General features: G+C 70.8%; 25 protein-coding genes and 1 tRNA gene. 12 read left to right on the plus strand and 14 right to left on the minus strand.

The genetic code is table 11. From position 1 onward, the window contains the following. Positions 1-73 precede the first annotated feature (73 nt). The 4 genes from lpxC to CJZ86_RS08930 are packed head-to-tail and all read right to left on the minus strand — an operon-like array spanning position 74 to position 5,397. Entirely contained in the window at positions 74-946 is an 873-nt protein-coding gene (gene lpxC, locus CJZ86_RS08915; RefSeq protein ID WP_094585594.1) for a UDP-3-O-acyl-N-acetylglucosamine deacetylase, read from the minus strand. Next, positions 946-3,399, minus strand: a complete 2,454-nt coding sequence (locus CJZ86_RS08920) for a BamA/TamA family outer membrane protein (RefSeq protein WP_094585595.1) — start codon at positions 3,397-3,399, stop codon at positions 946-948. Before CJZ86_RS08920 ends, lpxC begins: the two co-directional genes overlap by 1 nt. A gap of 43 nt (positions 3,400-3,442) precedes the next feature. Next, positions 3,443-4,201, minus strand: coding sequence for a phosphoribosylaminoimidazolesuccinocarboxamide synthase (gene purC / locus CJZ86_RS08925; protein ID WP_094585596.1), 759 nt, complete (start codon positions 4,199-4,201; stop codon positions 3,443-3,445). After that, on the minus strand, positions 4,198-5,397 hold the full coding sequence (locus CJZ86_RS08930; protein WP_233133928.1) for a hypothetical protein: 1,200 nt from the start codon (positions 5,395-5,397) through the stop codon (positions 4,198-4,200). Before CJZ86_RS08930 ends, purC begins: the two co-directional genes overlap by 4 nt. 112 nt (positions 5,398-5,509) lie before the next feature. On the opposite strand from CJZ86_RS08930, the gene purD reads away from it, so the two are divergent. Both purD and CJZ86_RS08940 read left to right on the plus strand, forming a co-directional pair. Next, positions 5,510-6,868, plus strand: a complete 1,359-nt coding sequence (purD, locus tag CJZ86_RS08935) for a phosphoribosylamine--glycine ligase (protein ID WP_094585598.1) — start codon at positions 5,510-5,512, stop codon at positions 6,866-6,868. Further along, entirely contained in the window at positions 6,865-8,916 is a 2,052-nt protein-coding gene (locus CJZ86_RS08940) for a HAMP domain-containing sensor histidine kinase (protein WP_094585599.1), read from the plus strand. Before purD ends, CJZ86_RS08940 begins: the two co-directional genes overlap by 4 nt. Positions 8,917-8,932: 16 nt before the next feature. Here the strand turns inward: CJZ86_RS08940 and kaiC are convergent, their stop codons facing one another. The 3 genes from kaiC to CJZ86_RS08955 all read right to left on the minus strand — a co-directional run bounded on the left by kaiC (position 8,933) and on the right by CJZ86_RS08955 (position 11,787). Next, complete coding sequence (kaiC, locus tag CJZ86_RS08945) at positions 8,933-10,477, minus strand: circadian clock protein KaiC (RefSeq protein ID WP_094585600.1); 1,545 nt, start codon at positions 10,475-10,477, stop codon at positions 8,933-8,935. A gap of 92 nt (positions 10,478-10,569) precedes the next feature. Beyond that, a complete protein-coding gene (gene kaiB, locus CJZ86_RS08950; protein ID WP_094585601.1) occupies positions 10,570-10,929 on the minus strand; it encodes a circadian clock protein KaiB in 360 nt (119 codons plus the stop codon). Positions 10,930-10,938: 9 nt separating this feature from the next. Continuing rightward, on the minus strand, positions 10,939-11,787 hold the full coding sequence (locus CJZ86_RS08955; protein ID WP_094585602.1) for a circadian clock protein KaiA: 849 nt from the start codon (positions 11,785-11,787) through the stop codon (positions 10,939-10,941). A gap of 149 nt (positions 11,788-11,936) precedes the next feature. Here CJZ86_RS08955 and rplU point away from each other — a divergent pair, with 149 nt between their 5' ends. Both rplU and rpmA read left to right on the plus strand, forming a co-directional pair. Continuing rightward, positions 11,937-12,335 (plus strand): 50S ribosomal protein L21, encoded by a 399-nt coding sequence (rplU, locus tag CJZ86_RS08960; protein ID WP_094585603.1) that lies wholly within the window; start codon positions 11,937-11,939, stop codon positions 12,333-12,335. A 55-nt stretch (positions 12,336-12,390) separates the two neighbouring features. After that, entirely contained in the window at positions 12,391-12,657 is a 267-nt protein-coding gene (gene rpmA / locus CJZ86_RS08965) for a 50S ribosomal protein L27 (RefSeq protein WP_094585604.1), read from the plus strand. Here the strand turns inward: rpmA and CJZ86_RS08970 are convergent. Continuing rightward, positions 12,654-13,415, minus strand: coding sequence for a queuosine precursor transporter (locus CJZ86_RS08970; RefSeq protein ID WP_094585605.1), 762 nt, complete (start codon positions 13,413-13,415; stop codon positions 12,654-12,656). The two genes, rpmA and CJZ86_RS08970, sit on opposite strands and share 4 nt — an antisense overlap. 12 nt (positions 13,416-13,427) lie before the next feature. Between CJZ86_RS08970 and truB the strand changes: the two genes are divergently transcribed. Both truB and CJZ86_RS08980 read left to right on the plus strand, forming a co-directional pair. Continuing rightward, positions 13,428-14,351 (plus strand): tRNA pseudouridine(55) synthase TruB, encoded by a 924-nt coding sequence (gene truB / locus CJZ86_RS08975; protein WP_094585606.1) that lies wholly within the window; start codon positions 13,428-13,430, stop codon positions 14,349-14,351. Positions 14,352-14,369: 18 nt separating this feature from the next. Beyond that, a complete protein-coding gene (locus CJZ86_RS08980; RefSeq protein WP_094585607.1) occupies positions 14,370-15,146 on the plus strand; it encodes a YebC/PmpR family DNA-binding transcriptional regulator in 777 nt (258 codons plus the stop codon). A 45-nt stretch (positions 15,147-15,191) separates the two neighbouring features. Here the strand turns inward: CJZ86_RS08980 and CJZ86_RS08985 are convergent, their stop codons facing one another. After that, positions 15,192-15,977, minus strand: a complete 786-nt coding sequence (locus tag CJZ86_RS08985; protein ID WP_094585608.1) for a glucosamine-6-phosphate deaminase — start codon at positions 15,975-15,977, stop codon at positions 15,192-15,194. Between the two features lie 8 nt (positions 15,978-15,985). Next, positions 15,986-17,311, minus strand: coding sequence for a SpoIID/LytB domain-containing protein (locus CJZ86_RS08990; RefSeq protein ID WP_094585609.1), 1,326 nt, complete (start codon positions 17,309-17,311; stop codon positions 15,986-15,988). A gap of 87 nt (positions 17,312-17,398) precedes the next feature. Here CJZ86_RS08990 and rnz point away from each other — a divergent pair, with 87 nt between their 5' ends. Continuing rightward, a complete protein-coding gene (gene rnz / locus CJZ86_RS08995; protein WP_094585610.1) occupies positions 17,399-18,346 on the plus strand; it encodes a ribonuclease Z in 948 nt (315 codons plus the stop codon). Between the two features lie 96 nt (positions 18,347-18,442). Continuing rightward, on the plus strand, positions 18,443-19,000 hold the full coding sequence (gene psbV, locus CJZ86_RS09000) for a photosystem II cytochrome c-550 (RefSeq protein WP_094585611.1): 558 nt from the start codon (positions 18,443-18,445) through the stop codon (positions 18,998-19,000). Positions 19,001-19,067: 67 nt separating this feature from the next. Here the strand turns inward: psbV and CJZ86_RS09005 are convergent, their stop codons facing one another. From CJZ86_RS09005 to serA, 4 genes are all read right to left on the minus strand, one after another. Then, a complete protein-coding gene (locus CJZ86_RS09005) occupies positions 19,068-19,463 on the minus strand; it encodes a DUF8632 family protein (RefSeq protein WP_094585652.1) in 396 nt (131 codons plus the stop codon). A gap of 79 nt (positions 19,464-19,542) precedes the next feature. Next, the gene (locus tag CJZ86_RS09010) at positions 19,543-19,842 is read right to left on the minus strand and encodes a ferredoxin (protein WP_094585612.1); all 300 of its coding nucleotides are present in this window, start codon (positions 19,840-19,842) and stop codon (positions 19,543-19,545) included. Positions 19,843-19,984: 142 nt separating this feature from the next. Further along, complete coding sequence (locus CJZ86_RS09015; protein ID WP_094585613.1) at positions 19,985-20,950, minus strand: 50S ribosomal protein L11 methyltransferase; 966 nt, start codon at positions 20,948-20,950, stop codon at positions 19,985-19,987. After that, entirely contained in the window at positions 20,950-22,536 is a 1,587-nt protein-coding gene (gene serA / locus CJZ86_RS09020) for a phosphoglycerate dehydrogenase (RefSeq protein WP_094585614.1), read from the minus strand. The genes CJZ86_RS09015 and serA overlap by 1 nt, the downstream gene beginning before the upstream one ends. 87 nt (positions 22,537-22,623) lie before the next feature. Here serA and CJZ86_RS09025 point away from each other — a divergent pair, with 87 nt between their 5' ends. From CJZ86_RS09025 to murD, 4 genes are all read left to right on the plus strand, one after another. Beyond that, entirely contained in the window at positions 22,624-23,127 is a 504-nt protein-coding gene (locus CJZ86_RS09025; RefSeq protein WP_094585615.1) for a hypothetical protein, read from the plus strand. A 12-nt stretch (positions 23,128-23,139) separates the two neighbouring features. After that, complete coding sequence (locus tag CJZ86_RS09030) at positions 23,140-23,913, plus strand: photosystem II electron transport protein, Sll1252 family (RefSeq protein ID WP_094585616.1); 774 nt, start codon at positions 23,140-23,142, stop codon at positions 23,911-23,913. 230 nt (positions 23,914-24,143) lie between these two features. Continuing rightward, positions 24,144-24,215, plus strand: a tRNA-Val gene (locus tag CJZ86_RS09035). 94 nt (positions 24,216-24,309) lie between these two features. After that, positions 24,310-25,728, plus strand: coding sequence for a UDP-N-acetylmuramoyl-L-alanine--D-glutamate ligase (gene murD, locus CJZ86_RS09040; protein WP_094585617.1), 1,419 nt, complete (start codon positions 24,310-24,312; stop codon positions 25,726-25,728).

The raw sequence follows: 25,728 nt of genomic DNA on the forward strand, positions 1-25,728 counted from the left end.
GGGGCCCGCGGGCGTGGCGGGGGCAGCGGCCGTGGCGGCCTCGGGAGCGGCGGAGGGAAGAACGGTCAAGGATTCAGTGGGTCGGTACGGGTACGGGCAGGCGGGGCGCCTGGGCCGCAAGGGCCGCGGCCATGGCGGTGTGCAGGCCATGGGAACCGCGGTAGGCAAAGACATGGGCCGTCGGCAGGCCCACCAGCGCCAGATCTCCCAGCAGGTCCAGCAGCTTATGGCGCACCGGTTCGTCGGCGAAGCGCAGGGGCGGATTCACCCAGTGGTCCCCGTCACAGACCAGGGCATTGTCGAGGGCGCCGCCGCGGATCAGGCCCGCCGCCAGCAGCTGCTCCACCTGCTCCCGGAAGCCGAAGGTGCGGGCCGGCGCGATCTCGGACACGAAGCTCTCGGGGGTGAGATCGAGGGCATAGAGCTGGCGGCCGATGGCCGCCTGGGGAAACTCGATCGCCGCCGCCAGCCGCAGCCGGTCGTTGGGCAGGGCGGTCACGAACCCCAGCCCCTGGCCCAGGGTGAGGGGCAGCGGGGGCAGCGGGGGCTCGATGCGCTCGCCCCGTTCGCTGAGGCCCGCCTCGGCGATCGCTTCCACCCAGGGCAGGCCGGAGCCGTCGAGCAGGGGGATCTCCTCCCCGTCCACCCACAGTTCCGCCTGGCTCACCCCGGTGCCGGCCAGGGCCGCCAGCAGATGCTCCACCGTCGCCAGGCGGCGATCGCCGAGCTGCAGGCAGGTGCAGAGGCGGGTGTCGCTGACCTGGGTGGGGCCGAGACGCTGCAGGGGGCGTTCAGGCGCATCCAGCCAGCCCAGCCAGTAGCCGGGCCGCTCCGAGGGGCCGAGACGGACCCGGGAGATGGCGCCGCTGTGCAGCCCGACCCCGGTGCGCTCCACGCAGGAGCGCAGGGTCCAGGCCTGGCGATAGTCGCTGGGCCAGCTGGTCACTAGAACTTCCAGCCCACGCCGAGGTTGAAGCGCCACTCGCCGGTGAAGTCCTGGCTGGCCACCTCCAGGCGCAGCGGGCCGACGGGGGTGGTGACGATCAGGCCGGTGCCGATCGAGAAGCCGGAACCGGGCTTGTTGAGCAGGCCGCCGAGGTTGCCCGGCACCTTCGTCTGGCTGCCGAAGGTGGTGCCGCCGTCGATGAACAGCTCGCCGCTGACGATGCTGAACAGGGGGAAGCGGTATTCGATCGTGGCCTCGCCGAAGCTGCGGCCGACGCCGAGATCGCAGTCGAAGTAGCCCCGCACCGAGTTGCCGCCGCCCAGGCAGAAGGCCTCGTAGGGCGGCAGGTCGCCGATCACCGTGCCGGCGGACACCTGGAAGGCCAGGGCCTGCTTGCAATCCTCGGTCTCGCCGGCCTTCGGCCGGCAGCCCTTGTAGAACTTCAGCCAGCGCACCGGGATGTAGTGGGTGAAGCTGCCCCTGATCCGGTTGAAGGTGGGGGAATCGGGGCCCACAGAGAAGAACTGCTCGGTGCCGATGCTGAGGAAGTTGCCCTGGGTGGGGTTGCGGGGATCGTTGAGGGTGCTCATCGTCGCCGCCAGCCGCAGGCCCACCAGCTGGTTGCGGGCGGCGCAGTTGTAAGCGAGGCAGATGAACGAACTGGTGGGGGCGGCCAGCAGCGAGGTGGCTTCGTTCGGGGTGGCCAGAGCGAAGCGGCGGGAGGTGCCTGAGAAGTCCATCGGCGTGGCCACCTGGCCGGTCAGCCCCAGCAGCACCGTCCAGGGCGCCCGCTTGAAGGGGTTGCCACCGTTGAGGGGACGCACGAACTGGACGTTGGCCCCGACGCGCTGGATCAGCACGCTGTTGCCGTCGAACTGGAACCAGCTGAGGTTCTGGCCGCTGGTCTCGGCGGCGATGCGGGCCGCCGTCACCGACGGGAAGACGTCGAGGAGGGGGTTGAACGGCGAGAAGATGTTGTAGGCGACCTGGGTGCCCGGGGCCTGGTAGAAGTCGGAAACGGTGAAGAAGTTGCCGTTGTTCTGGCTCTGGAACACCTGGGGGGCGTCCCGGCTGACGAAGGCCTTGAAGCGGAAGGCCGTCCGGTACTTGTCCCCCTTGATCCAGGGGTCGCTGAAGGAGATGTCGGCCAGGCCGCCGAACTGGCCGTAGGTGAAGCTGGTGGAGAGGTCCCAGGCCCGGCCGAACAGGTTGCTGTCCTGCACCTGGATCTGGCCGAAGACGCCCTGGCTCTGGCTGTAGCCCAGACCGCCGGAGAGGGAGCCGGTCGACTGCTCGACGACCCCCAGCACGATCACCACCGAGCCGGGATCCTCCGGTTCAGGGCGCAGGGTCACCTTGACGTCGCTGAACAGGCCGGTGCCGTACAGGCGCTTGAGGTCGTCCTCCAGGTTGCGGCGGTTGAAGATCTCGCCGGTCTTGATGGAGATCTCCCGGGTGATCACCCACTCCTTCGTCTTGCCCTTGATCGGCTGGCCCTTGTCGTTGGTGGCCGATCCCTCCTTGTTGAGGAACTGGACCTCCACGCCCTTCACCGTGCCCTGGCGCACCAGCAGCTGCACGTCGCCGTCGGGTCCGATCCGGGAGGGGCCGGTGACGCGGGCCAGGGAGAAGCCCTGGTCGGCGTACCACTTCTGCAGCTCCTGCATGCGGCCCTGCAGGGTCACCAGGTTGAGGGTCTTGCCGTAATCGCTGGCGAAGGTGTCCTGCACCACCGTTTCCGGCACCTTGGCGTCGGCCGGATCCAGGCTCACCTTGGTGAGCACGGGGTTGGGCACCACCGAGACCACCAGCCGCACCCCCAGGGGGCCGTCCTGGGGCTGGATCCGCACGTCGGAGAACCAGCCCGTGGCATAGATGGCCTGCAGGTCCGTTTCCAGCTCGCTGCGGGTGATGGCGTTGCCAGGGGTCACCGCCATGGCGGCATAGGCCGCCAGCTCGAGACGCTCACGCTCGGGATGGTCGGCCAGGCCTTCGATCACCACCTCGCTGATCAGCACCCGGGGTTCGGTGGAGGCCGAAGGGGTGGGGGCCGGGCCCAGGGAGGGCTTGCCGGGCCGGTCGTCGCGGGCGGCGGGGGGGCTGGGCGTGGCGCCGGGGGTGGCGGCCGGTGCGGGAGTGGTCGCGGGGGCCGGTGTGGCTGCGGGGGCGGGCGTCACCGGGGTCGCCCCGGCCGGAGGGGTGGCGTCCGCCGGACCGGCGAAGGGATCGGCACCGGCCTGGGCCAGTGAGCCTGCGGGGGCCTGGCCCACGGCGCCTGCGCCGGCCTGGGCCACGGGGCCTGCGGGGGCCTGGCCCTTGCCGGGGGGACTTTCGGCGGCCCGGGCCTGGCCGCCGGCCAGCAGCAGGGCCACGAGCAGGGGCAGGGAGGCGGTCGCCGCCCGGGGCGTGACGCTTCGAAGGATGTGGGGCCTGCCGAGGCGAACGCCAATCATGGATGTCGTCTGCAGAGCGGCCAGGCCGCAAATTCCGCTGACCTTACCCGTAGACCCGCGCTTCGGGACAGACCCCTTGGACCCGTTTGAGGACCTCCCCGTAGGCCTCGACAACGCCGCCCAGGTCCTGGCGGAATCGGTCCTTGTCCAGGATCCGCTCCTGGGCATCGCTCACGGCCCGGTTCCAGAGGCGGCAGGTGTCGGGGCTGATCTCGTCCGCCACCACCAGTGCGCCGTCGGCGGTGAACCCCAGTTCGATCTTGAAATCCACCAGTTCGAGCTCCACCCGGGCGAACAGATCGCGCAGGGCGTCGTTGACCCGGAAGGCCAGTTCCCGGATCGCCCCCAGCTGGTCGGGCGTGAGCAGCTGCAGGCGCTCCAGCCGCGCTTCGCTGAGCAGCGGATCCCCCAGGGCGTCGTCCTTGTAGTACAGGTCGAGCAGGGGCGGATCCAGGGGGGTGCCTGCCGGGATCGGCATCTGGCGGCAGAGGGAACCGGCGGCCACGTTGCGCACCACCACCTCCACCGGCACCACCCGCACCGGCCGCACCATCATCCAGTGGTCCCCCTGCAGACCCAGGTAGTGGGTGGGCACCCCAAGCCGCTCGAGGTGCTCGAACAGCAGGGCGGAGATGCGGCAGTTCAGGGCCCCCTTGCCCAGGAGCTGGGCCTTCTTGAGGGCATTGAAGGCCGTGGCGTCGTCCTTGTACTCCACCGCCACCAGGTCGTCCTGGTCCGTGGCGTACACCCGCTTCGCCTTGCCTTCGTAGAGGAGGGGGCCGGTGGCAGGGGAGAGGGTCATGGGGCAGGGGAAGGGGTCGGGGCCGGAGTAGGGGTCGGGGCCGGGGTCGGAGTCGGGTCCGGCACCGCAAGGTCGGCGGCGTGGCCGCCCGGATCCCGGGGGGAGCGCAGCCGGATCTCCAGCTGGCGGGTGCGCGGCGCCGCCGCCGGATCCTCGCGCCGCCAGCGCCATTCGCCGTAGGCGTCGTCGATGCGCCCGCTGAGCCGCAGGCGCCTGGCCACGGCCCGCTCCGAGGGCAGGGCGGCCTGGGTGTCCAGCAGCTCGGCCACCAGCCCCCAGGCCTTCGCCGCCGCCGCCTGCTCCAGGGCCGCCTCCAGCAGGGCCTCCCGCTGGGACGCCGGCAGCTCCGCCAGCAGACCCACCGCCTGCTGCAGCCGCAGAGCCCCGCCCAGGCCGCCCTGGCGGGCCCGGACCAGCAGTTCGCCGCCGACCCTGGGGAAGCCCCTCGATTCCAGGTGCAGGGCCAGCAGCTCCAGGGCCGAGCGGCTGATCACGGTGCCATCCTCCCGGCGCTGCAGCGGCAGGGCGATGCCATCGAGGGACGTGCCGCTCTCCTTCCGCAGCCGTTCCAGGGCCAGGGCCGCCCGGCGGTGGTCCAGTCCGGCGGCGGCGGCCCGCCACTGCAGCTGCAGCCACTGGACCCGCTCGGCTCCGGCAGCCGGGCCGTAGCGGTTGAGCACGTCCATGGCCTCGCTGGGCGCCCGGCAACTGAGCAGCACGTCGGCATTGGCCAGCACCACCTCCAGGGGCTGGGGGGCCGGATGCAGCGTCAGCAGCCGCTGCTGCAGCTGCCGAAGCCGCTCGAGCTGATCGGCCTCGGCGCTCTGCCGGCAGGCCACGTCGATCTGCTCCAGATCCCCGTCGCGGAGCAGGTCGGCGAACTCCTTGTCGGTGAGGAGGGGCGGCCGCTCCTCGACGGCCTCCCCCGTGGGTTCCGCCGGCCCGCTGGGGCTGGCTTCAGTGGCGGTGGTCGCCGCTCCCGCTGGGGCGGGTTTTGTCACCGCCGCCTCCGGCCCAGGGGCCGCGGCACGGGCTGCCGCCGGCCCGATCCCCGGGAGCAGACCCATCAACGCCAGGGCTCCGAGGCCGCCGAGAACGGACCAGCCGCGGCCCAGCCGGGGCGCCGGCGGGACGGGGGTCGGCCCGGATCCGCTGGGCGGCACGGCAGTCGAGGCGGCGGTCGGGGAGAATGGCAAAGGGGAGTGGCAGCAAGGCTGGTGAGGGCGACCGGTGCAGCACCCGTGCCGGCGCACAACCTAGGGGAGCTCTCCACCCCGATCCACCCCCGTTCTGCTTCCCCTCCGCCCCATGGCCCCGTTGACCGCTTCCGACGCTTCCCTCCCGTCCCCGGTGCCGGCCCGGATCCTGGTGGTGGGCGGCGGTGGCCGCGAGAACGCCCTGGGCTGGGCCCTGGCGCGCTGCCCGGGGGTGGAGCAGGTGCTGGTGGCGCCCGGCAACGGCGGCACCGCCGCCCTGGCGGGCTGCGGCCAGCTGGCCATCGCCGAAACCGACCATGGCGCCCTGGCGGCGGCCTGCCATGCGCACGCCATCGACCTGGTGGTGGTGGGACCGGAGGCGCCCCTGGCGGCCGGCCTGGCGGACCGGCTGCGGGCGGAGGGGCTGGCGGTCTTCGGTCCCGGGGCCGACGGGGCCCTGCTGGAGGCCAGCAAGCGCTGGGCCAAGGACCTGATGCAGGAGGCGGGCGTGCCCACGGCGGGCTACTGGGCGGCGACGGATCGCAAGCAGGCCCTGGAGGCCCTCGAACGCCATGGCCGCCCCCTGGTGGTGAAGGCCGATGGCCTGGCCGCCGGCAAGGGCGTGACGGTGGCCGACAGCCTCGAGCAGTGCCGCGACGCCATCGAGGAGGTGTTCGCGGGCCGCTTCCAGAGCGCTGCCCCCGGGGAAGCCGCCGCCGCCCCCTCCCTGGTGCTGGAGGAGCGCCTGCACGGCCCGGAGGTGTCGGTGTTCGCCCTCACCGATGGTCGCTCCATGGTGCTGCTGCCTCCGGCCCAGGACCACAAGCGCATCGGCGAGGGGGACACGGGCCCCAACACCGGCGGCATGGGGGCCTACGCCCCGGCCCGGCTGCTGGACGCGGCGGGACTGGAGCAGGTGCGCCAGCTGGTGCTGGAGCCGATCCTGGCGGCCCTGCGGGCCCGGGGCATCGACTACCGCGGCGTGATTTTCGCCGGCCTGATGCTCACCGAGGCCGGCCTGCGGGTGATCGAGTTCAACTGCCGCTTCGGCGATCCGGAGTGCGAGACCCTGATGCCCCTGCTCGGCCCGGAACTGGCCCGGGTGCTCCTGGCCTGCGCCACCGGCCGCCTGGAGGAGGCCCCCCCGCTGACGATCGCGCCGCGCTGCAGCGCCTGCGTGATCGCGGCCGCCGAGGGCTATCCCGGCGAGGTGCGTCGCGGCGATGCGATCCACGGCGATCTGGGGGACGCCCCCGATCGGCAGCTCTTCCATGCCGGCAGCCGCCGCACCGAGGCGGGCCCCGTGGTCACGGCGGGCGGCCGGGTGCTGGCGGTGGTGGCCCAGGCCGACGACTTCGACACGGCCTTCGAGCGGGCCTATGACGGCCTGGAACGGGTGGGTTTCGAGGGCATGGTCTACCGCCGCGACATCGGCCACCAGGTGCGGTCGCAACGCCCGGCCCTGCCATGACCCGCTCCGTTTCCGGTCCCACCCTGGGCGGCAGCGAGGACGCCGGAGCCTTCAGCCTCTGGCGGGCGCGGCTGCAGCGCTGGTGGGCGGAGTTCAGCCTCCAGACCAAGCTGCTGGCGGTCGCCACCCTCGTGGTGAGCCTGCTGATGACGGGCATCACCTTCCTGGCCCTCAACGGCATCCAGCGCGATGCCCGCATGAGCGACACCCGCTTCGCCCGGGATCTCGGGCTGCTGCTGTCGGCCAACGTCACCCCCCTGGTGGCGGAGGGCAACGACCGGGAACTGGCCTCGGTGGCCGAACGCTTCTGGCAGTCCAGCCGCAGCCTTCGCTACATCTTCTTCGCCGATTCCGACGGGGTGATCTACCTCGGCATCCCGATGGGCGGCAGCACCGGCATGGGCGAGCGCGTGCTCAGCCGGCGCCTGGAGCTGCCGGCCGACATCCAGCGCCGCCCCGACAACCCCCTGATCCGCCAGCACCTCACCCCTGACGGCCAGGTCACCGACGTGTTCGTGCCGATGGTGAGCGACGGCCGCTACCTGGGGGTGGTGGCCCTGGGCATCAACCCCAACGAGACGCTCCTGGCCAGCGCCGCCCTCACCCGGGAGGTGACGGTGGCGGTGTTCATCTCGATCTGGGTGCTGGTGATCCTGGGCTCGGTGTTCAACGCCCTCACCATCACCCAGCCGGTGAAGGAGCTGCTGCGGGGGGTGCGATCGATCGCCGGGGGCAACTTCGAGACCCGCATCGCCCTGCCGGTGGGTGGGGAGCTGGGGGAACTGCTCAACGGCTTCAACACCATGGCCTCCCAGCTGGAGGTCTACAAGGCGGCCAACATCGAGGAGCTCACCGCCGCCCAGGTGAAGCAGCAGTCGCTGATCGCCACCATGGCCGATGGGGCCGTGCTGCTCGATGCCGAGGGGCGGATCGTGCTGGCCAACCCCACCGCCCGCCGCCTGTTCCGCTGGGAGGGCCGCAACCTGGAGGGCAGCGAGCTGGCCGCCGAACTGCCGGACCGGCTGGCGATGGAACTGCACGATCCGCTGGAGAGCCTGATCATCAGCGAGCGGGACACCACCGAGGTGCGCTGCAGCTTCGGGGATCCCCCCCGCACCCTGCGCATCGTGCTCCAGTCGGTGCGGGATGCCAGCGGCGAGAGCCTCAAGGGCATCGCCATGACGATCCAGGACCTCACCCGGGAGGTGGAGCTGAATGCGGCCCAGAGCCGCTTCATCAGCAACGTGTCCCACGAGCTGCGCACCCCCCTGTGCAACATCAAGAGCTACGTGGAGACGCTCCATGACATGGGCGACCTGCTCAGCGCCGAGGAGCAGAAGGAGTTCCTGAGCATCGCCAACGCCGAGACCGACCGCCTCTCGCGTCTGGTCACCGACGTGCTCGACCTGTCACGGCTGGAGTCCGACCGGGTCTGGCAGCTGGAGCCCATGGACCTGGCCCCGGCGATCGAGCAGACCCTGCGCACCTACCGGCTCAACGCCGAGGAGAAGGGGGTGATGTTGCTGTTCGCCGGCGATCAGCACCTGCCCCGGGTGCGGGGCAACTGGGATCTGCTGCTGCAGGTGTTCGACAACCTGGTGGGCAACGCCCTCAAGTTCACCCGCAGCGGCGGCCAGCTGCTGCTGCGCGCCTACCCCTGGCCCGACCACTGCCCGCTGGATCCCGACGGCGAAGCCGAGCACCATCCCTCCTGCACCCTCACCTCGCGCCTGCCGCGGCTGCGGGTCGAGATCGCCGACACCGGCTGCGGCATCTCCGAGGCCGACCAGGCGCGGATCTTCGAGCGCTTCTTCCGGGTCGAGAACGCCGTGCACACCGAAGCCGGCACCGGGCTGGGGCTCTCGATCGTGCGGGGCATCCTCGAGAAGCACGGCAGCCAGGCCCGGATGGCCAGCGAGCCCGGGGTGGGCACCACCTTCTGGTTCGACCTGCCCCTGGAGGAGGCCGACGGTGATGAACTGCGGGTCCAGGCGGAGCGCTCCGCCTCCCTGGCGGAGATCGAAGCGGAGCGAAGGATCCCCGCCTAGGTGCCCCTGGTCGGGTTCAGCTCTCGCCGTCGACGCTGCGCATGATCCGGCCCAGGTCGGCACGTTCGTCGGTGGTGATCCGATGGGGAACGCCGCTGATGATGCGCTCGAAATTGGCGAAGGAATCCTTGATCTCCGGCCCGTTGCCCGTGATCACGAATTCCCGGATGCCCTTGTCGTGCCAGGAGCCGCGCATCTTGAACACGTTCAGGGCCCGGGCCATTTCACCGCGGATCTCCACATACTGCAGCAGCAGAATGGTGTCGGTGATGGTGGAGATGTGGGAGTCGGTGATCGAATGGCTTCCCATGAACTCCTCGGAGGTGTTGGTGAAGAAGCCAGCGATTTCCTCCTGTTTGGCATAGCCCGTCACCCCGATCACGAACTGCCGGAAGGCGTTGTGGCTGACACCACGAGCCAGGGCGGAGAGGGAATCGATCGCCATCCGGGACGGCTTGAACTGGCTGATCTCCGTCTTGATGATCTGCAGGTGATCCTCAAGGCCGGTGGATTCCGGATAGGCGCAGATGATCTTGAGCAGGCCGTCCTGCTCCATCTGCTCGAAATCGATGCCCCAGCTGGTGGCGTTGCGCAGCAGCTGGGAGCGGGATTCCTCGTAGGCGAACAGGATCGCCCGCTCCTTGCTGCGGCAGGCGTCCTCCACGAACTTGCTGACCAGCAGGGTCTTGCCGGTGCCGGTGGCACCGGTCGCCAGGATGATGGAGTCCTTGAAGAAGCCCCCGCCGCACATCTCATCGAGCCGGGGAACGCCGGAGCTCAGGCGCACGTTGGAGGACCGCTGGGTGAGGCGCATCGCCCCCAGAGGGAACACACTGATCCCGTGGGCGCCCATGGTGAAGGGGAACTCCCCCTTCATGTGGGTGGTGCCCCGGAGCTTGAGCACTTCCACCGTGCGCCGCCGCCGTTCGCCCTCCAGCACGTTGCGCAGGATCACGACGTTGTCGGAGACGAACTCCTCGACGCCGTAGCGGGCGATGGCGCCGTATTCATCGACCCGTTCGGTGGTCATCACCGTGGTGACGCCGATCTCCTTGAGCCGGGCGATCAGCCGGAAGATCTCCCGGCGTACCACGGAGATGGCGTCGTACTGCTGGAAGACGGCGGTGATGGAGTCAATCGCCACCCGCTTGGCTTTGTATTTGCGAATCGCGTAGTGGATCCGCTCAATCAGCCCGGAGAGGTCGAAGCTGCCCGACACCTCCTGGCCATCGGGGTCCGGGGAGGCATCAAGGACAAATAACTTGTTCTGTTCGACCATTTCCTGCAGGTTCCAGCCGAAGCTGGAGGCATTGCGCAGGATGTCGAGGGGCGACTCCTCGAAGGTGACGAAAATGCCGTGTTCGTTGAACTGCCGGATGCCGTTGCAGAGAAAATTCAGGGAAAAGACCGTCTTGCCGGTTCCCGAAGTTCCGCTGATCAGGGTCGATCGGCCGATCGGCAGCCCGCCATGGCAGATGTCATCGAAACCTTCGATCCCCGTGGGAAGTTTCTGCATCTGCATTCGATTGGCAGCGGCGTCGTGGTCGTTGGGATCCTGCATCGAAGAGATGGGAGCGCGAGGGGTCTGAAGGGGAACGGGGTTGACGCTGGGATGGCCTGGTCCGGAAGTCGGCGGCAGGCCTTGATCAGGGCTCAGGAGGTTTCCGGGGGAGAGGGAACATCGTCGGCTTCCAGATCATCGATGTCGAGCTTGAAATCCTCAGTGAGCTCTTCGTAAAGGAGATCGAGGCCGATCAGCACCCGGTCACGGTCGGAGAGATCGCCGATGATTCGCCGCACCGGTGGGGGCAGGATCTTCGCGAGGGTGGGGGTGGCCAGGATCTTGTCCTCCTCCGCCAGCTGGGGATTCTTGAGCACATCGATCACCTTCAGGGCGTAGACGCCGCGGAACTCGGACTCGAGGATGTCGCGCAGCGTCTTGAGGGCCCGCATCGAGTTGGGGGTGTTGCCCGCCACGTAGAGCTTGAGGATGTAGGTCTTGCGGAAGGTCATGGCTGGGACTCAGGCGGAGGGGCTGGTGGATTCGGCCACGACGGCGGGCACGATGGGCAGGTCGGGCGGGATGGAGCGTCGATACATTTCGCAGAGGTGAGCCATGACATCGAGGAGGGCCAGCCGGTAGTCCTGGAGAAAATCGTTCTTCTGTCCTTTGAGCATCAGCATCTTTCGAAACTCCTCGATCAGATTTACGTGGATCTCGACCATCTTGGTGATCGGCAGATCGGCGAAGAAGGCCGTGTTCACGAAGCTTTCGATCGCCTGGTTGGCCGCGGCGGGGTTCTTGAAGTAGCTGATCAGCAGGTCCCGGTAGGTGCGTCGCAGGGAGTCCAGCAGCTCGTTGCGTTCCTCGGCTTCCAGGTTGCGCAGGAAGCGGGAGGGATCCCGCTTGTAGTAGACGCCCAGGTAACCGAGCCGCCCGTTGAGCCGGTTCGGCAGTTTCCAGCCGTCGGGGGTGGTCGCCTTGGCTTCGCTGCCGGCGGGCAGCGTGTTGCTGCGCAGGAAACGGGAGACGGCCGCATCCAGGCTGTAGCTCAGCTGCTCCAGCTGGTCGGGCGGGAGGCGGACCTCCGCATCGTGGAACTTCACCTCGCCGTCCACCGGGCCGATCAGCACGGCCGGCAGCTCCAGGCCCTGGTCGTGGAGGCTGCCGAAGAAGGTCCCGTCGACGGCGCCCTCCTCCAGCAGGATCCCGTCGAAGTCCTCGCGGCGCTGCTCCAGCTGCTCCAGGGGCCCGGCGGCGGGATCCACCGGCACCAGCTGGTAGCGACCGCCCCTGAGCCACTGGACGCAGGCCTCGGCCAGGGCCGGGGTCTGGATGAGAGAGAGGATGTTGAGAACCGGTTGGGGCATCGACCGCTGCGGCGGGGAGATCCCCTGACCGGGCTGATTCTTGACGGAAGGGAGGCCCGGACGGGAGGATCTTAGTTCTGTCTTTCGATTCCGTGCGTCCAGGCCCAATGGTGGCTTCCTGCCGCCAGCCTGGCCACGCCCCCTGAGTGATGACCCAAGCCCCCCAGAAGGAGACCCTGAGCGCACCCGCCACCGGTGCCCAGGGCGATGCCACCGGCGCCTACGCCATCGTCGAGGCCTCCGGCCAGCAGTTCTGGCTCCAGACCGATCGTTACGTCGATCTCGATCGCCTCAATGCCGAGGTCGACAGCACCGTGACCCTGGAGAACGTGCTCCTGGTGAAGGACGCCTCCGGCACCACCCTGGGCCAGCCCTATGTGACGGGCGCCACGGTGGAGCTCAAGGTGCTGGCCCATCGCCGCGGCCAGAAGATCATCGTTTACAAAATGCGCCCCAAGAAGAAGACCCGCCGCAAGAACGGCCACCGCCAGGAGCTCACCCGGGTGATGGTCCAGTCGATCAAGGTGGGCGGCAAGGCGATCGCCTGATCGGGCCCCCGGCCTCTCCTCCAGTTCCCCCCCGTTCTCCCTTCTCTGCTCTCCCATGGCCCACAAGAAAGGCACAGGCTCCACCCGCAACGGCCGCGACTCCAACTCCAAGCGTCTCGGCGTCAAGCGTTACGGCGGTGAAACCGTCAGCGCCGGCTCGATCCTGATCCGCCAGCGCGGCACCTCCGTGATCCCGGGCGTCAACGTGGGCCGCGGCTCCGACGACACCCTGTTCGCCCTGGTGGATGGCGTCGTCAGCTTCGAATCCATCAAACGTGGCCTGCGCAACCGCAAGCGCATCAACATCGCCGTCGCCGCCTAGGCCCCCGGCAGGGGGGCGTCCGCCAGTTCGGCGCCGTCCCCCGGCACCTCCAGATAGCGCCTGAGCCAGCCCACCAGCAGGTAGAAGGGCAGGGTGTCGGCCAGGGCCGCCACCAGCTTGAACACGTAGCCGCTGGCGATGAACACGCCCAGCTGGGGCAGCACCGGCTCGTCCGGCCTGATCGGCAGCACATGGGCGGCGTAGTGGCTGATCAGCACCACCGCCGACGTGTCGACGACCTGGCTGATCAGGGTGGAGCCGTTGTTGCGCAGCCACAGGGCCTTGCCGTTGCTGAAGCGCTTCCAGAAATGGAACAGGCGCACGTCCGTGAACTGGGCGGCCATGTAGGCGGCCATGGAGGCCCCCACGGCGCCGAAGGCCAGCCGGCGCACCTCGAAGAACACCGGCACCCCGTCGGCGTGGGTGTCGGCCGGCAGGCCCGCCACCCCACCGAATCCGTCCAGGCCCGGCAGGATGCCACCGAGCCACAGCACCAGGACGATCCAGCCGTTGAGCATCAGACCCACCCACACCACCTGGGAGGCGCGCCGTTCGCCCCAGATCTCGCTGATCAGGTCCGTGCACAGGAAGGTGACGGGGTACGGCAGGGCCCCCACCGCCACGATGATCGGGAAGGACCCGATGCTGCCCAGGTGGAGGAACCGGGTCAGCCCCAGGATGTTGAGCATGCCCATGGTCCCCAGGAAGATGCCGGCCAGCACCAGAAAGGTGACCTCGCGCCGGTCCTGCAGCGTCATCGGCGCCTGAGCATGGGAGAAGGTCCCTCCAGGCTGCCGCCATCGCCTCCGTCGCGCCACGGCTGCGGGTTTCTGGTGCTCGACAAACCCGCCGGCCTGACCTCCCACGACGGCGTCGCCAGGGTGCGGCGGGCCTACGGCCTGCGGCGGGTGGGCCACGGCGGCACCCTGGATCCAGCCGTCACCGGGGTGCTGCCGATCGCCCTCGGCCCGGCCACCCGGTTGTTGCCCTACCTGCCCGGCGACAAGACCTACCGCGGCACCGTCCAGCTGGGCGTGCGCACCGGCACCGACGACCTCGAGGGCGAGGTGCTGGAGCGCTCGGCCGTTCCGCCCCTCGATCCCGAGGCCCTCGAGCTGGCCCTGGCCCGGTTCCGGGGCGAAATCCTCCAGGTCCCCCCCCAGGTCTCGGCTGTGCATGTGGATGGCCAGCGGGCCTACGCCCGGGTCCGGGCGGGGGAGCAGCTGGCGCTGGCGGCGCGGCCGGTGCGGATCCATGGCCTCGACCTGCTGGGCTGGGACGCCGAGCGCGGCCGCCTGGAGCTGGAGGTGCGCTGTTCCGCCGGCACCTACGTGCGTGCCCTGGCGCGGGATCTGGGGGAAGCTCTCGGCTGCGGCGGCGCCCTGGCCAGCCTGCGCCGCATCGCCGCCCTCGGCTTCGGGCTGCACCAGGCCGTTTCCATGGAGCGTCTGGCGAGCGGCCCCCTCCCGCCGCTGCTGGATCCCCTCGACGTGCTGGTGGATCTGCCGCGCCAACGCCTCGATCCGGCCCAGCTGTCCCCGTGGCGCTGCGGCCGGTCCCTGCCCCGTACGGTGGAGCAGTTGCCTGAGGGGGCGGTTGCCGTGCTCACCCCGGATGGCAACCTGGCCGGCATCGCCCGTGCCGATGGCAAGGGCCTGCTCCTGCCCCGGCTGGTGTTCGACGCCGCCGGTTGAACCCCCTGCGACATCGCGATGGCCGGCCACAGCAAATGGGCCCAGATCAAGCGCACCAAGGCGGTGGTGGACGCCCGGCGCGGAGCGCTGTTCACCCGTCTGGGGCGGGAGATCACCGTGGCGGCCCGCGGTGGTGCTGATCCGGCCGGCAACTTCCAGCTCCGCACCGCGATCGAGAAGGCCAAGGTGGCGGGGCTCCCCAACGCCAACATCGACCGGGCCGTGGCCAAGGGCAGCGGCCAGGGGGGTGGCGGGGCCGACCTGTTCGAGGCGGTGCGCTACGAGGGTTACGGCCCGGGGGGCGTGGCCGTGCTGGTCGAGGCCCTGACCGACAACCGCAACCGCACCGCGGCCGACCTGCGGCTGGCCTTCGGCAAGCACGGCGGCAACCTCGGTGAGACCGGCTGTGTCAGCTATCTGTTCGAGCAGCGGTCCGTGGTGCGGCTGGCCCTGCCCGGCGCCGACGAGGAGCGCCTGCTGGAGGACCTGCTGGCCCTGGAGGAGCGGGGTGGCCCGGCGGCGGCGGGCTACGAGATCGATGCCGAGGGCGTCGATGTGTTCGGCGCCTATGCCGACCTCGAAGCCCTCCAGGATGGGCTCCGGGACCTGCGGCTGCCCCTGGCCGGCTGGGAGCATCGCTGGATTTCCTCCCTGCCCTGCCGCCTCGAGGACGCTGCGGTGCTGGCCGCCTGCCTGCGCATGCTGGATGTGCTCGAGGATCTCGATGACGTGCGCAGCGTCACCAGCAATCTCGAGGCGGATGAGGCCCTGATGGAGGCCGCCCTGCCCGGCTGAGGCCACCTCCCCGCCCTCCGCACCGCCCTCTGCCGCGCCAGAGGTTCAGCCCATGGCCTCGGCGTCGGCGATCACCGTGAGGGCAGGGTGGTGCTGCAGCCAGCTGGCGGGCAGATCCGGCGTGGGGGGCTCCCCCAGGGCGCGGCGCAGGATCGCCGCCTTGGCCCCGCCGGTCACCACCAGCAGCACCCGGCGGGCTGCGAGGATCTCGGCCATCCCCAGGGTGATGGCCCGCCGGGGAACGGCGCCGGGATCGCCCCCGAAGGCGCCGGCGTTCTGGCGGCGGGTGTGGTCGCTGAGGGCCAGGCAGCGGCAGGCCACCGCCGCCCCCGCGGGTGGTTCGTTGAAGCCCACGTGGCCGTTGAGGCCCAGGCCCAGCAGCTGCAGGCCGATGCCGCCGGCGGCCGCCACGGCGGCGCCGTAGCGCCGCGCTTCGCCATCGGGATCGCAGGCCAGCCCATCGGGGAGCCGCACCCGACCGGGGTCCAGGCCGAGGGGCTCCACCAGCTGGCGGGCCATGGTGGCGGCGAAGGAGGCGGGATCCTGGGGCCCCAGCCCCACGTACTCGTCCAGGTTGAAGCTGCACCAGCCCTGGCGCACCTGCGCCGCCAGGGCGGGCTCCAGGCGCCCCAGCCGTCGCGCCAGGGCGGCATAGACGGGCTCCATGGTGCGTCCGGTGGCCAGGCCCAGGGGCCGGCCCGGCCGCAGCCGATCAGCCAGCAGCAGGGCCGCCACGCGCTCCCCCACGGCCGCCGCATCGGCCAGCACGATCGGAGCGATGGAGGCGGTGAGAGGGGCTGTGACCGGGGCGCTGGGGGCGTGGCGGCTCAACGGGTGCCTCAAAGGGCGGAGTAGGGCTGGATCCTGGCCCCCTGGTAGTAGTGCTGGAGGATCTGCCGATAGTCTTCGCCGCGCAGGGCTAGGGCGTAGGCGCCCCACTGGCTCATGCCCACCCCGTGGCCGTAGCCCCGGCCGCTCACCAGCAGGGTCGGCGCGGCGGGCGGGCGGGGGGCCCGCCAGGGGGCCTGAACCAGGCCGGAGGCCAGGGAGCGGATCCCCTCGGGGGTGAAGACCCCCTGCAGGGACGGCAGCGGCGGCGGGAAGGGGGCGGCCCGGGGCGCCTCGAAGTCGAACCGGGCCAGGGTGCTGCGCAGGCCCAGCCGCTGGCGCAGCTCGGCGCCGGAGAGCAGCAGCGAGCCACCGGGACCTGTCACCCGGGCTTGGCGGATGCGGCCGGAGCTGGTGGTGGAGAGCACCTCGATGCGGAAGGCCCCGTCGATCTCCCGGAAGGCCCGGGCCAGCTTGTCGGGCTCGACGCGCAGCTGCCAGACATGCACCGGGCTGGCCTGGTCGTAATCGGGCACGCTCACCAGGTAAGGCAGTTGCTGGCGCCAGATGTCGCCGCTGTTCTCCGTGAGGCCGCCACTGCTGCTGTGGAAGACCGCGTTGATCAGGGCCGAGCCATGCATCAGCACCTGGGAGCGGGTGCTGCGCACCGCTTCGCGGGTGGAGTCGGTTTCGGCCTCCACCCCCTTGTAGACCTGGCTGGAGACGGTGGCCTTGAGGTCGAAGGGCTCCGCCGGCCGGCGCTGGCGCAGGGCGTAGGTGCGGGCCGCCACCGCCTGGGCCCGCAGGGCCGCCAGCGGCCAGCTGGCCGGCATCTCGCTGCCCACCACGCTGGGCAGGTAGCTCTCGACATCGATCAGGTTGATCGCCTGCAGCCGATCGCCCTCGCTGCGCACCAGCAGCCGGCCGCGGTAGCGGCGCTGCTGCAGGGTCAACACGGCCTCGCTGCCCGCACCCCGTCCCGGGGCGGGATCAATCCAGGCCTGGCCCGACGGCAGCGCCACCCGGCGGGGCGGCCCGGTCGGTCCCTCCAGCCTGGCCTCCAGGGCCGGGCCGCTGCCCACCAGCTGCAGCCGCGCCCCCGGCGCCAGCTCCGCCAGGGTGCGCCCCGTGGCGTCGCCGAGGCGCAGCACGGTGCTGCCGGCTTCCAGCTCCAGGGTGGGGGCCTCCCGCAGCAGCACCCGCACCACGGGGGCCGGCGCCCTCGCCTCCGTGGGGACCGCTGCTGCGACGGCGGCGGGAAGCAGGGCCAGCGAGAGGCCGGCGCGCCATCCGAAACGGAGGAGGGTCACGAGGGTGCGCGAGCGACAACGGCTCATTCTGGACGGGTCATCCTGCGGGCGCCACGGCGCCAGCCAGCACACCGGCCGGCGCCGTGGCAGCATGCGCTCTGAGGCAGCCAGGGTGTGCAGGTCACCTTCCTGGGAACCAGCTCCGGCGTTCCCACCCGCGCCCGCAATGTCTCCGCCGTGGCCCTGCGGTTGCCGCAGCGGGCCGAGCTGTGGCTGTTCGACTGCGGCGAAGGAACCCAGCACCAGTTCCTGCGCAGCGACCTGCGGGTGTCCCAGCTGCGCCGGATCTTCGTCACCCACATGCACGGTGACCACGTCTTCGGTCTGCCGGGGCTGCTGGCCAGCCTGGGGCTGGCGGGCAGCTGCGCCGGTATCGACCTCTACGGACCGGATCCCCTGCGGGACTACCTGGAGGGCGTGATGCGCACCTCCTCGACCCGCATCGGCTATCCCCTGCGCACCCACCGGGTGAAGGAGGCCGCCGCCCGCGGCACCCTGGTGCTCGACGACGACGACATCACGGTGCGCTGCACGGCCCTCACCCACCGGGTGCCGGCCTACGCCTACCGGGTGGATCAGAAGCCGCGGGCCGGCCGCTTCGACGTGGAGCGGGCCAGGGCCCTGGGCATTCCCCCCGGGCCGGTCTACGCCGAGCTCAAGGCCGGTCGCAGCGTCACCCTCGACGACGGCCGGGTGATCCGGGGCGAGGCCCTGTGCGGGCCGCCCCGGCCGGGATGCAGCGTCGTCTACTGCACCGACACCGTGTTCAGCGAGGCGGCGGTGGCCCTGGCCCGCGGCGCCGACCTGCTGATCCACGAATCCACCTTCTCCCATGGCGAGGCGGAGCTGGCCATCGCCCGCCAGCACTCCACCAGCACGATGGCCGCCCAGACCGCCCTGGAGGCGGGGGTGAAGCAGCTGGTGCTCACCCACCTGAGCCCCCGCTACGTGGCGGGGAATCCCATGACCCCCGACGACCTGGTGGCCGAAGCCCGGGCCATCTTCCCCGAGACGGTGGTGGCGAAGGACTTCCTCAGCCTCACGGTGGGGACCGGGGGCTGAGCCTGCAACAGTTCGCGTGATTCCGTTCCGGGGGACCCGTCGCCCGTGATACAAGGTCTCAGTTGCGGTCCGACCGCCATTCCGCCGGCTTCTCCCATGGCCCCCCTCCTTCGCTCAGCCGCCCCGCTGTCAGTCGTCCGTCGCACCGCTCCCCTTCGCAGCGCCCTCCGTGCCGTGGTCCGGACGCTGCTGATCCTTCCCCTGGCCCTGCTGGTCTGTTTCGCGGGCCCCGCGGCCGCGGCCCAGTGGAGCGCCGAGGATCTCACCGTGCCGGTCTCCCCCGACGGCACCCTGGTGACCTTCAGCGAGAAGGAGGTCAAGACCGGCCGCAAGCTCTTCAACGAAAGCTGCGGCACCTGCCATGCCGGTGGCATCACCAAGACCAACCAGAACGTGGGCCTGGACCCCGAGACCCTGGCCCTGGCCACCCCGGCCCGGGATTCGGTGGACGCCCTGGTCGACTACATGAAGGACCCCACCTCCTACGACGGTGAGTACAGCATCGCGGACGTGCACCCCAGCCTGCGCAGCAGCGACGTGTTCGTGAAGATGCGCGATCTGGACGACGAGGACCTGCGCCTGATCGCCGGCTACATCCTGGTGGCCCCCAAGGTCCAGGGCATCCAGTGGGGCGGCGGCAAGATCTACTTCTGATCCCACGGCCCACCTCCGCCGGCCGGCCCTGCGTCGGCCGGTTTTTTTGTGCCTGGACGCCGGCGCCTCAGGGGGCCGGGGCCGGCAGCGGCAGCGGTGGTGGCGGGGCCAGGTTGCCGGCCTCCAGCGACCCCGGCAGCTTGCTGTACCACCACTCCTGCAGGCCTGGGGCCAGGCGCTGGGGGAACAGGGTGATCACGGTGCGGGTGGGCCTGGCCCCCGGCTGCAGCAGCTCCACGGCGTAGGAGGGGCAGCGGCGGGCGGCCAGGTCGGGCACGAAGCGGCGGCCGACGCGGCGCCAGCTGGGTTCCTTGCTGCGCCAGGCCAGCCGGCAGCAGGGCCAGGGGAGCTCCTCCCGATCGAACAGCCGGCAGCAGGGGCCCAGGACCCGGTAGCTGTACTGGCCGCCGGGGCTGGGATGCTCGCTGCCGGAGGCCAGCACGGTGTCCACCTGAAGTGCCATGAAAAAGCCACCCCTGAGGGTGGCGGAGAAGAACGCGGGGTTCAAGTGGGCGATCCAACCGGACCGCCCGGCGAGGAGCTCAGTAGAGCTCTTCTTCGGTGTGGGTCTTGATGGTGCAGTCGGAGGTGGGGTAGGCGACGCAGGTGAGGACGAAGCCGGCCTCGATCTGGTCGTCGTCGAGGAAGCTCTGGTCCGACTGGTCGACGGTGCCGGCGGTGAGCTTGCCGGCGCAGGTGGAGCAGGCGCCGGCGCGGCAGGAGTAGGGCAGGTCAATGCCCTGCTCTTCGGCGGCGTCGAGGATGTACTGGTCGTCGGGAACCTCGATGGTCTTGTTCAGCCCCTCGCTCTCATTGACGAGGGTGACCTTGTAGGAAGCCATGGAAGAGATTGGAGCTCACAGACACCCGGCAGCCAGGGCCTGTAGGACCCGCCCTTCCTACATCCGACAGGGGGCATTCCCGGCGATCTTGGGCTCGCAGGCCGGGAAGCCCAATCAAAGCCAGGACACAGATCAGCGTGCCTTATGCAACATCCGATGCCGAACGGATCCGCAGCAGGCCCCAGCGGTCCTGCTCGACCCGCCCTTCCACCCGCCAGCCCGCTGCCGCCAGATCCCTCTCCAGGCCTGGGGCCTGATCCACCAGCAGGCCGCTGAGCAGGCCCACGCCGCCGGGGCTCAGCAGCTGCCCGAACCAGGGAATCAGGGCCTCGATCACCGGCGCCAGGATGTTGCACAGCAGCAGATCCCCCGGACGTCCCTCCAGCAGCGCCACCAGGGCCTCGGCCGAGCCCGTGGTGACCGCCAGCGCTGAGGGGGCGTCCGGCGCCATGGGTGAGGGCCCCAGGCCATTCAGGGCGGCGTTCTCCCGGGTGGCCCGCTCCGCCAGGGGGTCGGTGTCGGCGGCGGCCACGCTGGCTGCCCCCAGCCGCAGGGCGGCCAGGCCCAGGATGCCGCTGCCGCAGCCCAGATCGGCCACCCGCAGCCCCTCCAGGCCCTCACCCAGGCCCGCCCGTTCCCGCTCCCCGGCGAGGGCCTCCAGGGCCTCCAGGCAGAGGCGGGGGGGGGGGGGGCTGCCGGTGCCGAAGGCGCTGCCCGGATCGATGCGGATCACCAGCCGCCCGGCCTGCTCAGGCGGCACCTCCAGCCAGGCCGGCAGCACCAGCAGCCGCTCCCCCACCGGATCGGGCCGCCAGTGGCTCTTCCAGCTCAGGCTCCAGTCCTCATCGGCCTGCCGCTGCCAGTGGATCTGTGGCAGCGCCAGGTCAAAGGGCTCCCCCAGCGGGGCCAGGGCCCGCTCCAGCTCCTGGCGCTGGTCGGCGGGCCAGTCGCTCTCCGGCAGCCAGGCCAGCAGCTGGCGCTGCTCCGGCGCCTCGGGGGGGTGCTGGAGCGCCACCCGTGCCACCCCCAGGAGCGGCAGCTTCCAGAGCAGGGACTCCTCCAGTTCGGCCGGGGCGGCCATCTCCAGCCGCCACCAGACCAGGCCCATCAGAGGGTGACCGGGTGGGCGGCCTGGATGCCGTTGATGCTGTGGATCACCGCCAGCAGGCTGGGGGGGATCGGGTCGTCGAGGCTCAGCACCATCACCGCGTCGCCGCGCACGATGCGGCGGCCCACCTGCATCGAGGCGATGTTGACGTTGTGCTCGCCCAGCAGGGAGCCCAGCTGGCCGATGATGCCGGGCATGTCCCGGTGGCGGGTGAAGAGCATGTGACGGCTGGGGGTCACGTTCACCGGGAATTCGTCGATGGTGGTGATGCGCAGTTCCCCGTCGGTGAACACCGCGCCGGTGACGCTGTGGTTGCCCCGGGGGCTGCGGGAGCTGAGCTGCAGCGAACCGCCGGCGAAGTCGCGGCTGGCGTCGTCCTTCACCTCAAGCACGTGGATGCCGCGCTCCTTGGCCTCCAGGGTGGCGTTGACGTAGTTGATGCTGTCGCCGAGGGCGGCCGAGAGGATGCCCTTGAGGGCGGCCACCACCAGGGGCTGGGCCGGGTGGGAGGCGAATTCGCCCTGCAGCCGCACCTCCAGCTCGCTGATCTGGCCGCCGGCCAGCTGGCTGAGCAGCAGGCCCAGGGTTTCCGCCAGCTGCAGATGGGGCTTGAGCAGCTCCATCACCTCGGGGGTCAGGCCGGGGATGTTGACGGCGCTGCGGGCCGGCAGGCCCAGGAGCACGTCCCGGATCTGCTCGGCCACGTCGATGGCCACGTTCTCCTGGGCTTCCTCCGTGGACGCGCCCAGGTGCGGGGTGAGGATCAGCCGCTCCTTCACCAGGCGCAGGGGGGAATCGGCCGCCAGCGGTTCCTTGGCGTAGACGTCGAGGGCCGCACCGGCGATGACGCGGTTCTCGACCGCATCGGCCAGGGCCTGCTCGTCGATGATGCCGCCGCGGGCGCAGTTCACCAGCCGGGCGGTGGGTTTCATCGTGGCCAGCAGCGCCGCGTTGACGAGGTTCTCGGTGTCCGGCGTGCGGGGCAGGTGCAGGCTGACGTAGTCGGCTTCGGCGAACAGCTGGGGCAGGGGCAGCAGCCGCACCTGCAGCAGCTGGGCGCGCTCGGCGGAGATGAACGGGTCGTAGGCGGCCACGTCCATGCCCAGGGCCCGGGCGACACGGGCCACGTGGGAGCCGATCTTGCCGAGGCCCACCACGCCGAGGGTCTTCTTGTAGAGCTCGTTGCCGACGTAGGTCTTGCGGTCCCAGCCGCCGGCCATGGTGCTGGCGTGGGCGTGGGGCACGTGCCGCGACAGGGAGAGCATCAGCGCCAGGGCGTGCTCGGCGGCGGCGATCGTGTTGCCCTCCGGCGAATTGACGACGATCACGCCGCGGCGGGTGGCGGCGGGCACATCGACGTTGTCGACGCCCACGCCGGCCCGGCCGATGATGCGCAGGTGGCTCGCGGCCTCGATCACCTCGGCGGTCACCTGGGTGCCGGAGCGGATCATCAGACCCTCGTACTCACCGATGCACGCCACCAGCTGCTCCGGGCTCAGGCCCGTGCGCACGTCCACCTGGGCGACCTGGGAGAGGATGTCGATCCCCGCCTGGTCGATGGGATCGGAGACCAGAACCTTCGTCATGTCCGGCAGCGGTGGGGAGGGCGGGGGGTGCGCCCCCAGGGGGGCAGGCCGGAGGTGCAGTGTAGAGAGCGGTGCGGAGACGAGCCCATGTCCCTGAGTGTGGTGGTCGTGCTGGACGACCGGGAACGCCTGTATGCCCTGCGGGATCGCTTGCAGGCACTTCAGCCGGCCCCGACCCGGGTGCTGGCGATCGGCAGCGGTGAGGCGACCATGTCGGACGTGGAGCGGCTGGATCCGGCCACGGCCCGACGGCGGCGCCAGCAATCGATGGTGCGCTGGCTGCTGCCCTTCGGGTTCCTGGCCGGGCTCACCTTCACCCAGATCACCGATCTGCACACGTTCAGCTTCGCCGGGGCCTACGGGGAGCCCCTGATCGGCGGCCTGCTGGGCATGGGCTCCGGCTGGATGGGCAGTTTTGCCGCCGCCGCCAGCGTCAGCTCGGAGGAGGACGACCGCATCCGCATCCTGCGCAACCGGCTCGACGAGGGCTGCTGGCTATTGCTGCTGGAGGCCCCCGTCGGCCGGGAGATCCCCTGGACCACCATCCAGCTGGCGCGACCGACGGCGGTGGTGCGACTGGACGACACCTGAGGCGCGGGGCCCATGCTTCCACGACGGGACCTGCTGGAGGGGAGTCGCCACCCGGAGGAGCTCGGGGCCCTGTTCAGCCTGGCGGAGACGGCCCTGCGCACCTGGGAGCCCCAGGTCAGCGGCTTTCTCGAGGCGGCGGTGCGGGAGGAGGCCGAGGACCGGCTCGGTGCCCTCAGCGAGCTGAGCCTCGCCAGTGACGGCGGCCATCCCGGTGCCGAGCGCCGCTGCCTGCTGCTGGCACGGTCGGGACAGGAGCCGACGGCCCCCGCCCTGCTGGGGCTGGAGATCAGCGGCAACTTCCTGTTCGATCCCGCCTCGGCGGCCGACATGTCCGCGGGACTGGCCGCCTCCGGTGCCGGGGCCGCAGAGCTGGGTGACCTGTGGCTGCGGGGCGATCGGGGCGGCCAGGCGATCGTCAGCGAGGCCCTGGCCCGGCGGCTGGACGGGACCGAGGGCCTGGTGCGCACGGTGCCGGTGCGGTTCGAGGCCCGGCCCATCGAGGCGCTGCAGCTGCCGGCCCGCCGGCTGCCCCGCCAGCTCACCACGGTGGAGGCTTCCCTGCGGCTGGATGCCCTGGCGTCGGCCGGCTTCGGGCTGTCCCGGAATCGCATGGCCACCCTGATCCGCCAGGGGGCCGTCCGCCTCGACTGGAAGGTGGTCAGCAGTCCCAGCCAGCCCCTGGCCGTGGGGGCGCGGGTCCAGCTGGAGGGGCGGGGGGAGCTGGAGGTGCTGGCCATCGAAGCCACCAAGCGGGAGCGTTTCCGGATCCGGCTGGAGCGCCATTGAGGGCCCGGCGGCGCAAGTTGACAGGAGGGAAGGCCGGCGAGTAGGAAAAGTCGTGGTTGGAGACGGACCCGACGGATCGACTGTGAAAGGTCAACTGTCGGTGATGCTTTCTTTTCCCCGAGAACCATCCATCTCGAGGGCCAGCCATTTCAACGACAATCCAGCTCGGCCCTCATCGGGCTACCCATGATTGTTGTCTGAAATGGAGCCGCTTCGGTATTTCCGAGCTCGGGCGATTAGCTCAGAGGTAGAGCACTACCTTGACACGGTAGGAGTCACTGGTTCGATTCCAGTATCGCCCATTGATTGATTTGAATTCTTCCGATTCGAGCCCGGTTCGGTTCAGCGATCCCTTCGCTGCTACCCTCGGCCGATCCTGAGTATGAGTCTGCCAGCGTGAGTCCCGCCGAGGCCGTTGCACCTCTCTCCTGCACGGTGGTGGTGGGTCTGGGCCGGTCCGGTCTGGGGGCGGCCCGCCTGCTGCAGGCCCGCGGCGAGACGGTGGTGGTCATCGAGAGCGGTGACACGCCGGAGCACCGGGCCCTGGCGGCCCAGCTGGAGTGCGAGGCCATCGCGGTGCGGCTGGGGGTGCCCCTGAGCCTCGAGGCGTTCCGGGAGCTGCCACTGCCGCCGTCGGTGGTGGTGGTCAGCCCGGGCATCCCCTGGAACCACCCGGTGCTGGAGGCGCTGCGCTCCCGGGGAGTGCAGGTTCAGGGGGAGATTGTGCCCGCTTGGCAGGCCAGCCGCGACGTGCCCTGGATCGCCATCACCGGCACCAACGGCAAGACCACCGTCACCTGCCTGGTGCACCACCTGCTGCAGCAGGCCGGCCGGGATGCGCCCCTCTGCGGCAATGTCGGCATCTCCGCCGCTGAGGTGGTGTTGCAGCGGCGTCTCGAGCAGGGGCCCCGCCCGGACTGGCTGGTGGTGGAACTGAGCAGTTACCAGATCGAGGCCGCCCCCGCCGTCGCACCGGCGATCGGCGTCTGGACCACCCTCACCCCCGACCACCTGGAGCGCCACGGCACCCTGGACGCCTACCGGGCCATCAAACGGAGCCTGCTGGAGAACTCCCGCGTCCGCATCCTCAACGCCGACGACCCCGACCTGCGCCAGCACGCCGACAGCTGGGACCAGGCCGACTGGATCACCGCCGGCCCCAGGGAGGCCCTGCCGCCGGGCCTCGATCCGGTGCTCTGGATCGACGGCGACGACCAGGTGCGGGGCCGCCAGGGCCCCCTGTTCCCGGCCTCCGCCCTGGCCATGCCCGGGGCCCACAACCGTCAGAACCTGCTGCTGGCCGTGGCGGTGGGGCTCCATGCCGGGCTGGAGCCGGCGGTGATGGAGGCGGCCTGCCGTTCCTTCCCCGGTGTCCCCCACCGGCTTGAGCGCCTCCGCAGCCTCAACGGCGTGACCTGGTTCAACGACAGCAAAGCCACCAACTACGACGCCGCCGAGGTGGCCCTGCGGGCCCTGGAGGGTCCCCTGGTGGTGCTGGCCGGCGGCCAGTCGAAGCAGGGGGAGGCCTCGGCCTGGCTGGAGCAGCTCCGGCAGCGGGCCGCGGCGGTGGTGCTTTACGGCGCGGCGCGGCAGGAGTTCGCCGGCCTGCTGGAGGCCAGCGGCTACGGCGGCGTGGTCAAGCAGGAGGAGGGCCTGGAGGGAGCGGTGGCCCTGGCCGCGACGCTGGCCCCCTCTCTCGGCTGCCGGGGGGTGCTGCTCTCCCCGGCCTGTGCCAGCTTCGACCAGTACACCAGTTTCGAGGCCCGCGGCGACCACTTCCGCGGCCTGGTGCTGGCCCTCGACACCGACAGCTGA

Source organism: Synechococcus sp. BO 8801 (assembly GCF_002252675.1).
In the GTDB taxonomy this organism is placed as follows: Bacteria; Cyanobacteriota; Cyanobacteriia; order PCC-6307; family Cyanobiaceae; genus Cyanobium.

What these genes read in the sequence shown, in the direction of transcription:
- CJZ86_RS08920 (WP_094585595.1), bottom strand. Translation starts at nt 3,399, where the DNA reads ATGATTGGCGTTCGCCTCGGCAGGCCCCACATCCTTCGAAGCGTCACG.
- purC (WP_094585596.1), bottom strand. Translation starts at nt 4,201, where the DNA reads ATGACCCTCTCCCCTGCCACCGGCCCCCTCCTCTACGAAGGCAAGGCG.
- purD (WP_094585598.1), top strand. Translation starts at nt 5,510, where the DNA reads ATGGCCCCGTTGACCGCTTCCGACGCTTCCCTCCCGTCCCCGGTGCCG.
- CJZ86_RS08940 (WP_094585599.1), top strand. Translation starts at nt 6,865, where the DNA reads ATGACCCGCTCCGTTTCCGGTCCCACCCTGGGCGGCAGCGAGGACGCC.
- kaiC (WP_094585600.1), bottom strand. Translation starts at nt 10,477, where the DNA reads ATGCAGGATCCCAACGACCACGACGCCGCTGCCAATCGAATGCAGATG.
- kaiB (WP_094585601.1), bottom strand. Translation starts at nt 10,929, where the DNA reads ATGACCTTCCGCAAGACCTACATCCTCAAGCTCTACGTGGCGGGCAAC.
- CJZ86_RS08955 (WP_094585602.1), bottom strand. Translation starts at nt 11,787, where the DNA reads ATGCCCCAACCGGTTCTCAACATCCTCTCTCTCATCCAGACCCCGGCC.
- rplU (WP_094585603.1), top strand. Translation starts at nt 11,937, where the DNA reads ATGACCCAAGCCCCCCAGAAGGAGACCCTGAGCGCACCCGCCACCGGT.
- rpmA (WP_094585604.1), top strand. Translation starts at nt 12,391, where the DNA reads ATGGCCCACAAGAAAGGCACAGGCTCCACCCGCAACGGCCGCGACTCC.
- CJZ86_RS08970 (WP_094585605.1), bottom strand. Translation starts at nt 13,415, where the DNA reads ATGACGCTGCAGGACCGGCGCGAGGTCACCTTTCTGGTGCTGGCCGGC.
- truB (WP_094585606.1), top strand. Translation starts at nt 13,428, where the DNA reads ATGGGAGAAGGTCCCTCCAGGCTGCCGCCATCGCCTCCGTCGCGCCAC.
- CJZ86_RS08980 (WP_094585607.1), top strand. Translation starts at nt 14,370, where the DNA reads ATGGCCGGCCACAGCAAATGGGCCCAGATCAAGCGCACCAAGGCGGTG.
- CJZ86_RS08990 (WP_094585609.1), bottom strand. Translation starts at nt 17,311, where the DNA reads ATGAGCCGTTGTCGCTCGCGCACCCTCGTGACCCTCCTCCGTTTCGGA.
- psbV (WP_094585611.1), top strand. Translation starts at nt 18,443, where the DNA reads ATGGCCCCCCTCCTTCGCTCAGCCGCCCCGCTGTCAGTCGTCCGTCGC.
- CJZ86_RS09005 (WP_094585652.1), bottom strand. Translation starts at nt 19,463, where the DNA reads ATGGCACTTCAGGTGGACACCGTGCTGGCCTCCGGCAGCGAGCATCCC.
- CJZ86_RS09010 (WP_094585612.1), bottom strand. Translation starts at nt 19,842, where the DNA reads ATGGCTTCCTACAAGGTCACCCTCGTCAATGAGAGCGAGGGGCTGAAC.
- CJZ86_RS09015 (WP_094585613.1), bottom strand. Translation starts at nt 20,950, where the DNA reads ATGGGCCTGGTCTGGTGGCGGCTGGAGATGGCCGCCCCGGCCGAACTG.
- serA (WP_094585614.1), bottom strand. Translation starts at nt 22,536, where the DNA reads ATGACGAAGGTTCTGGTCTCCGATCCCATCGACCAGGCGGGGATCGAC.
- CJZ86_RS09025 (WP_094585615.1), top strand. Translation starts at nt 22,624, where the DNA reads ATGTCCCTGAGTGTGGTGGTCGTGCTGGACGACCGGGAACGCCTGTAT.
- CJZ86_RS09030 (WP_094585616.1), top strand. Translation starts at nt 23,140, where the DNA reads ATGCTTCCACGACGGGACCTGCTGGAGGGGAGTCGCCACCCGGAGGAG.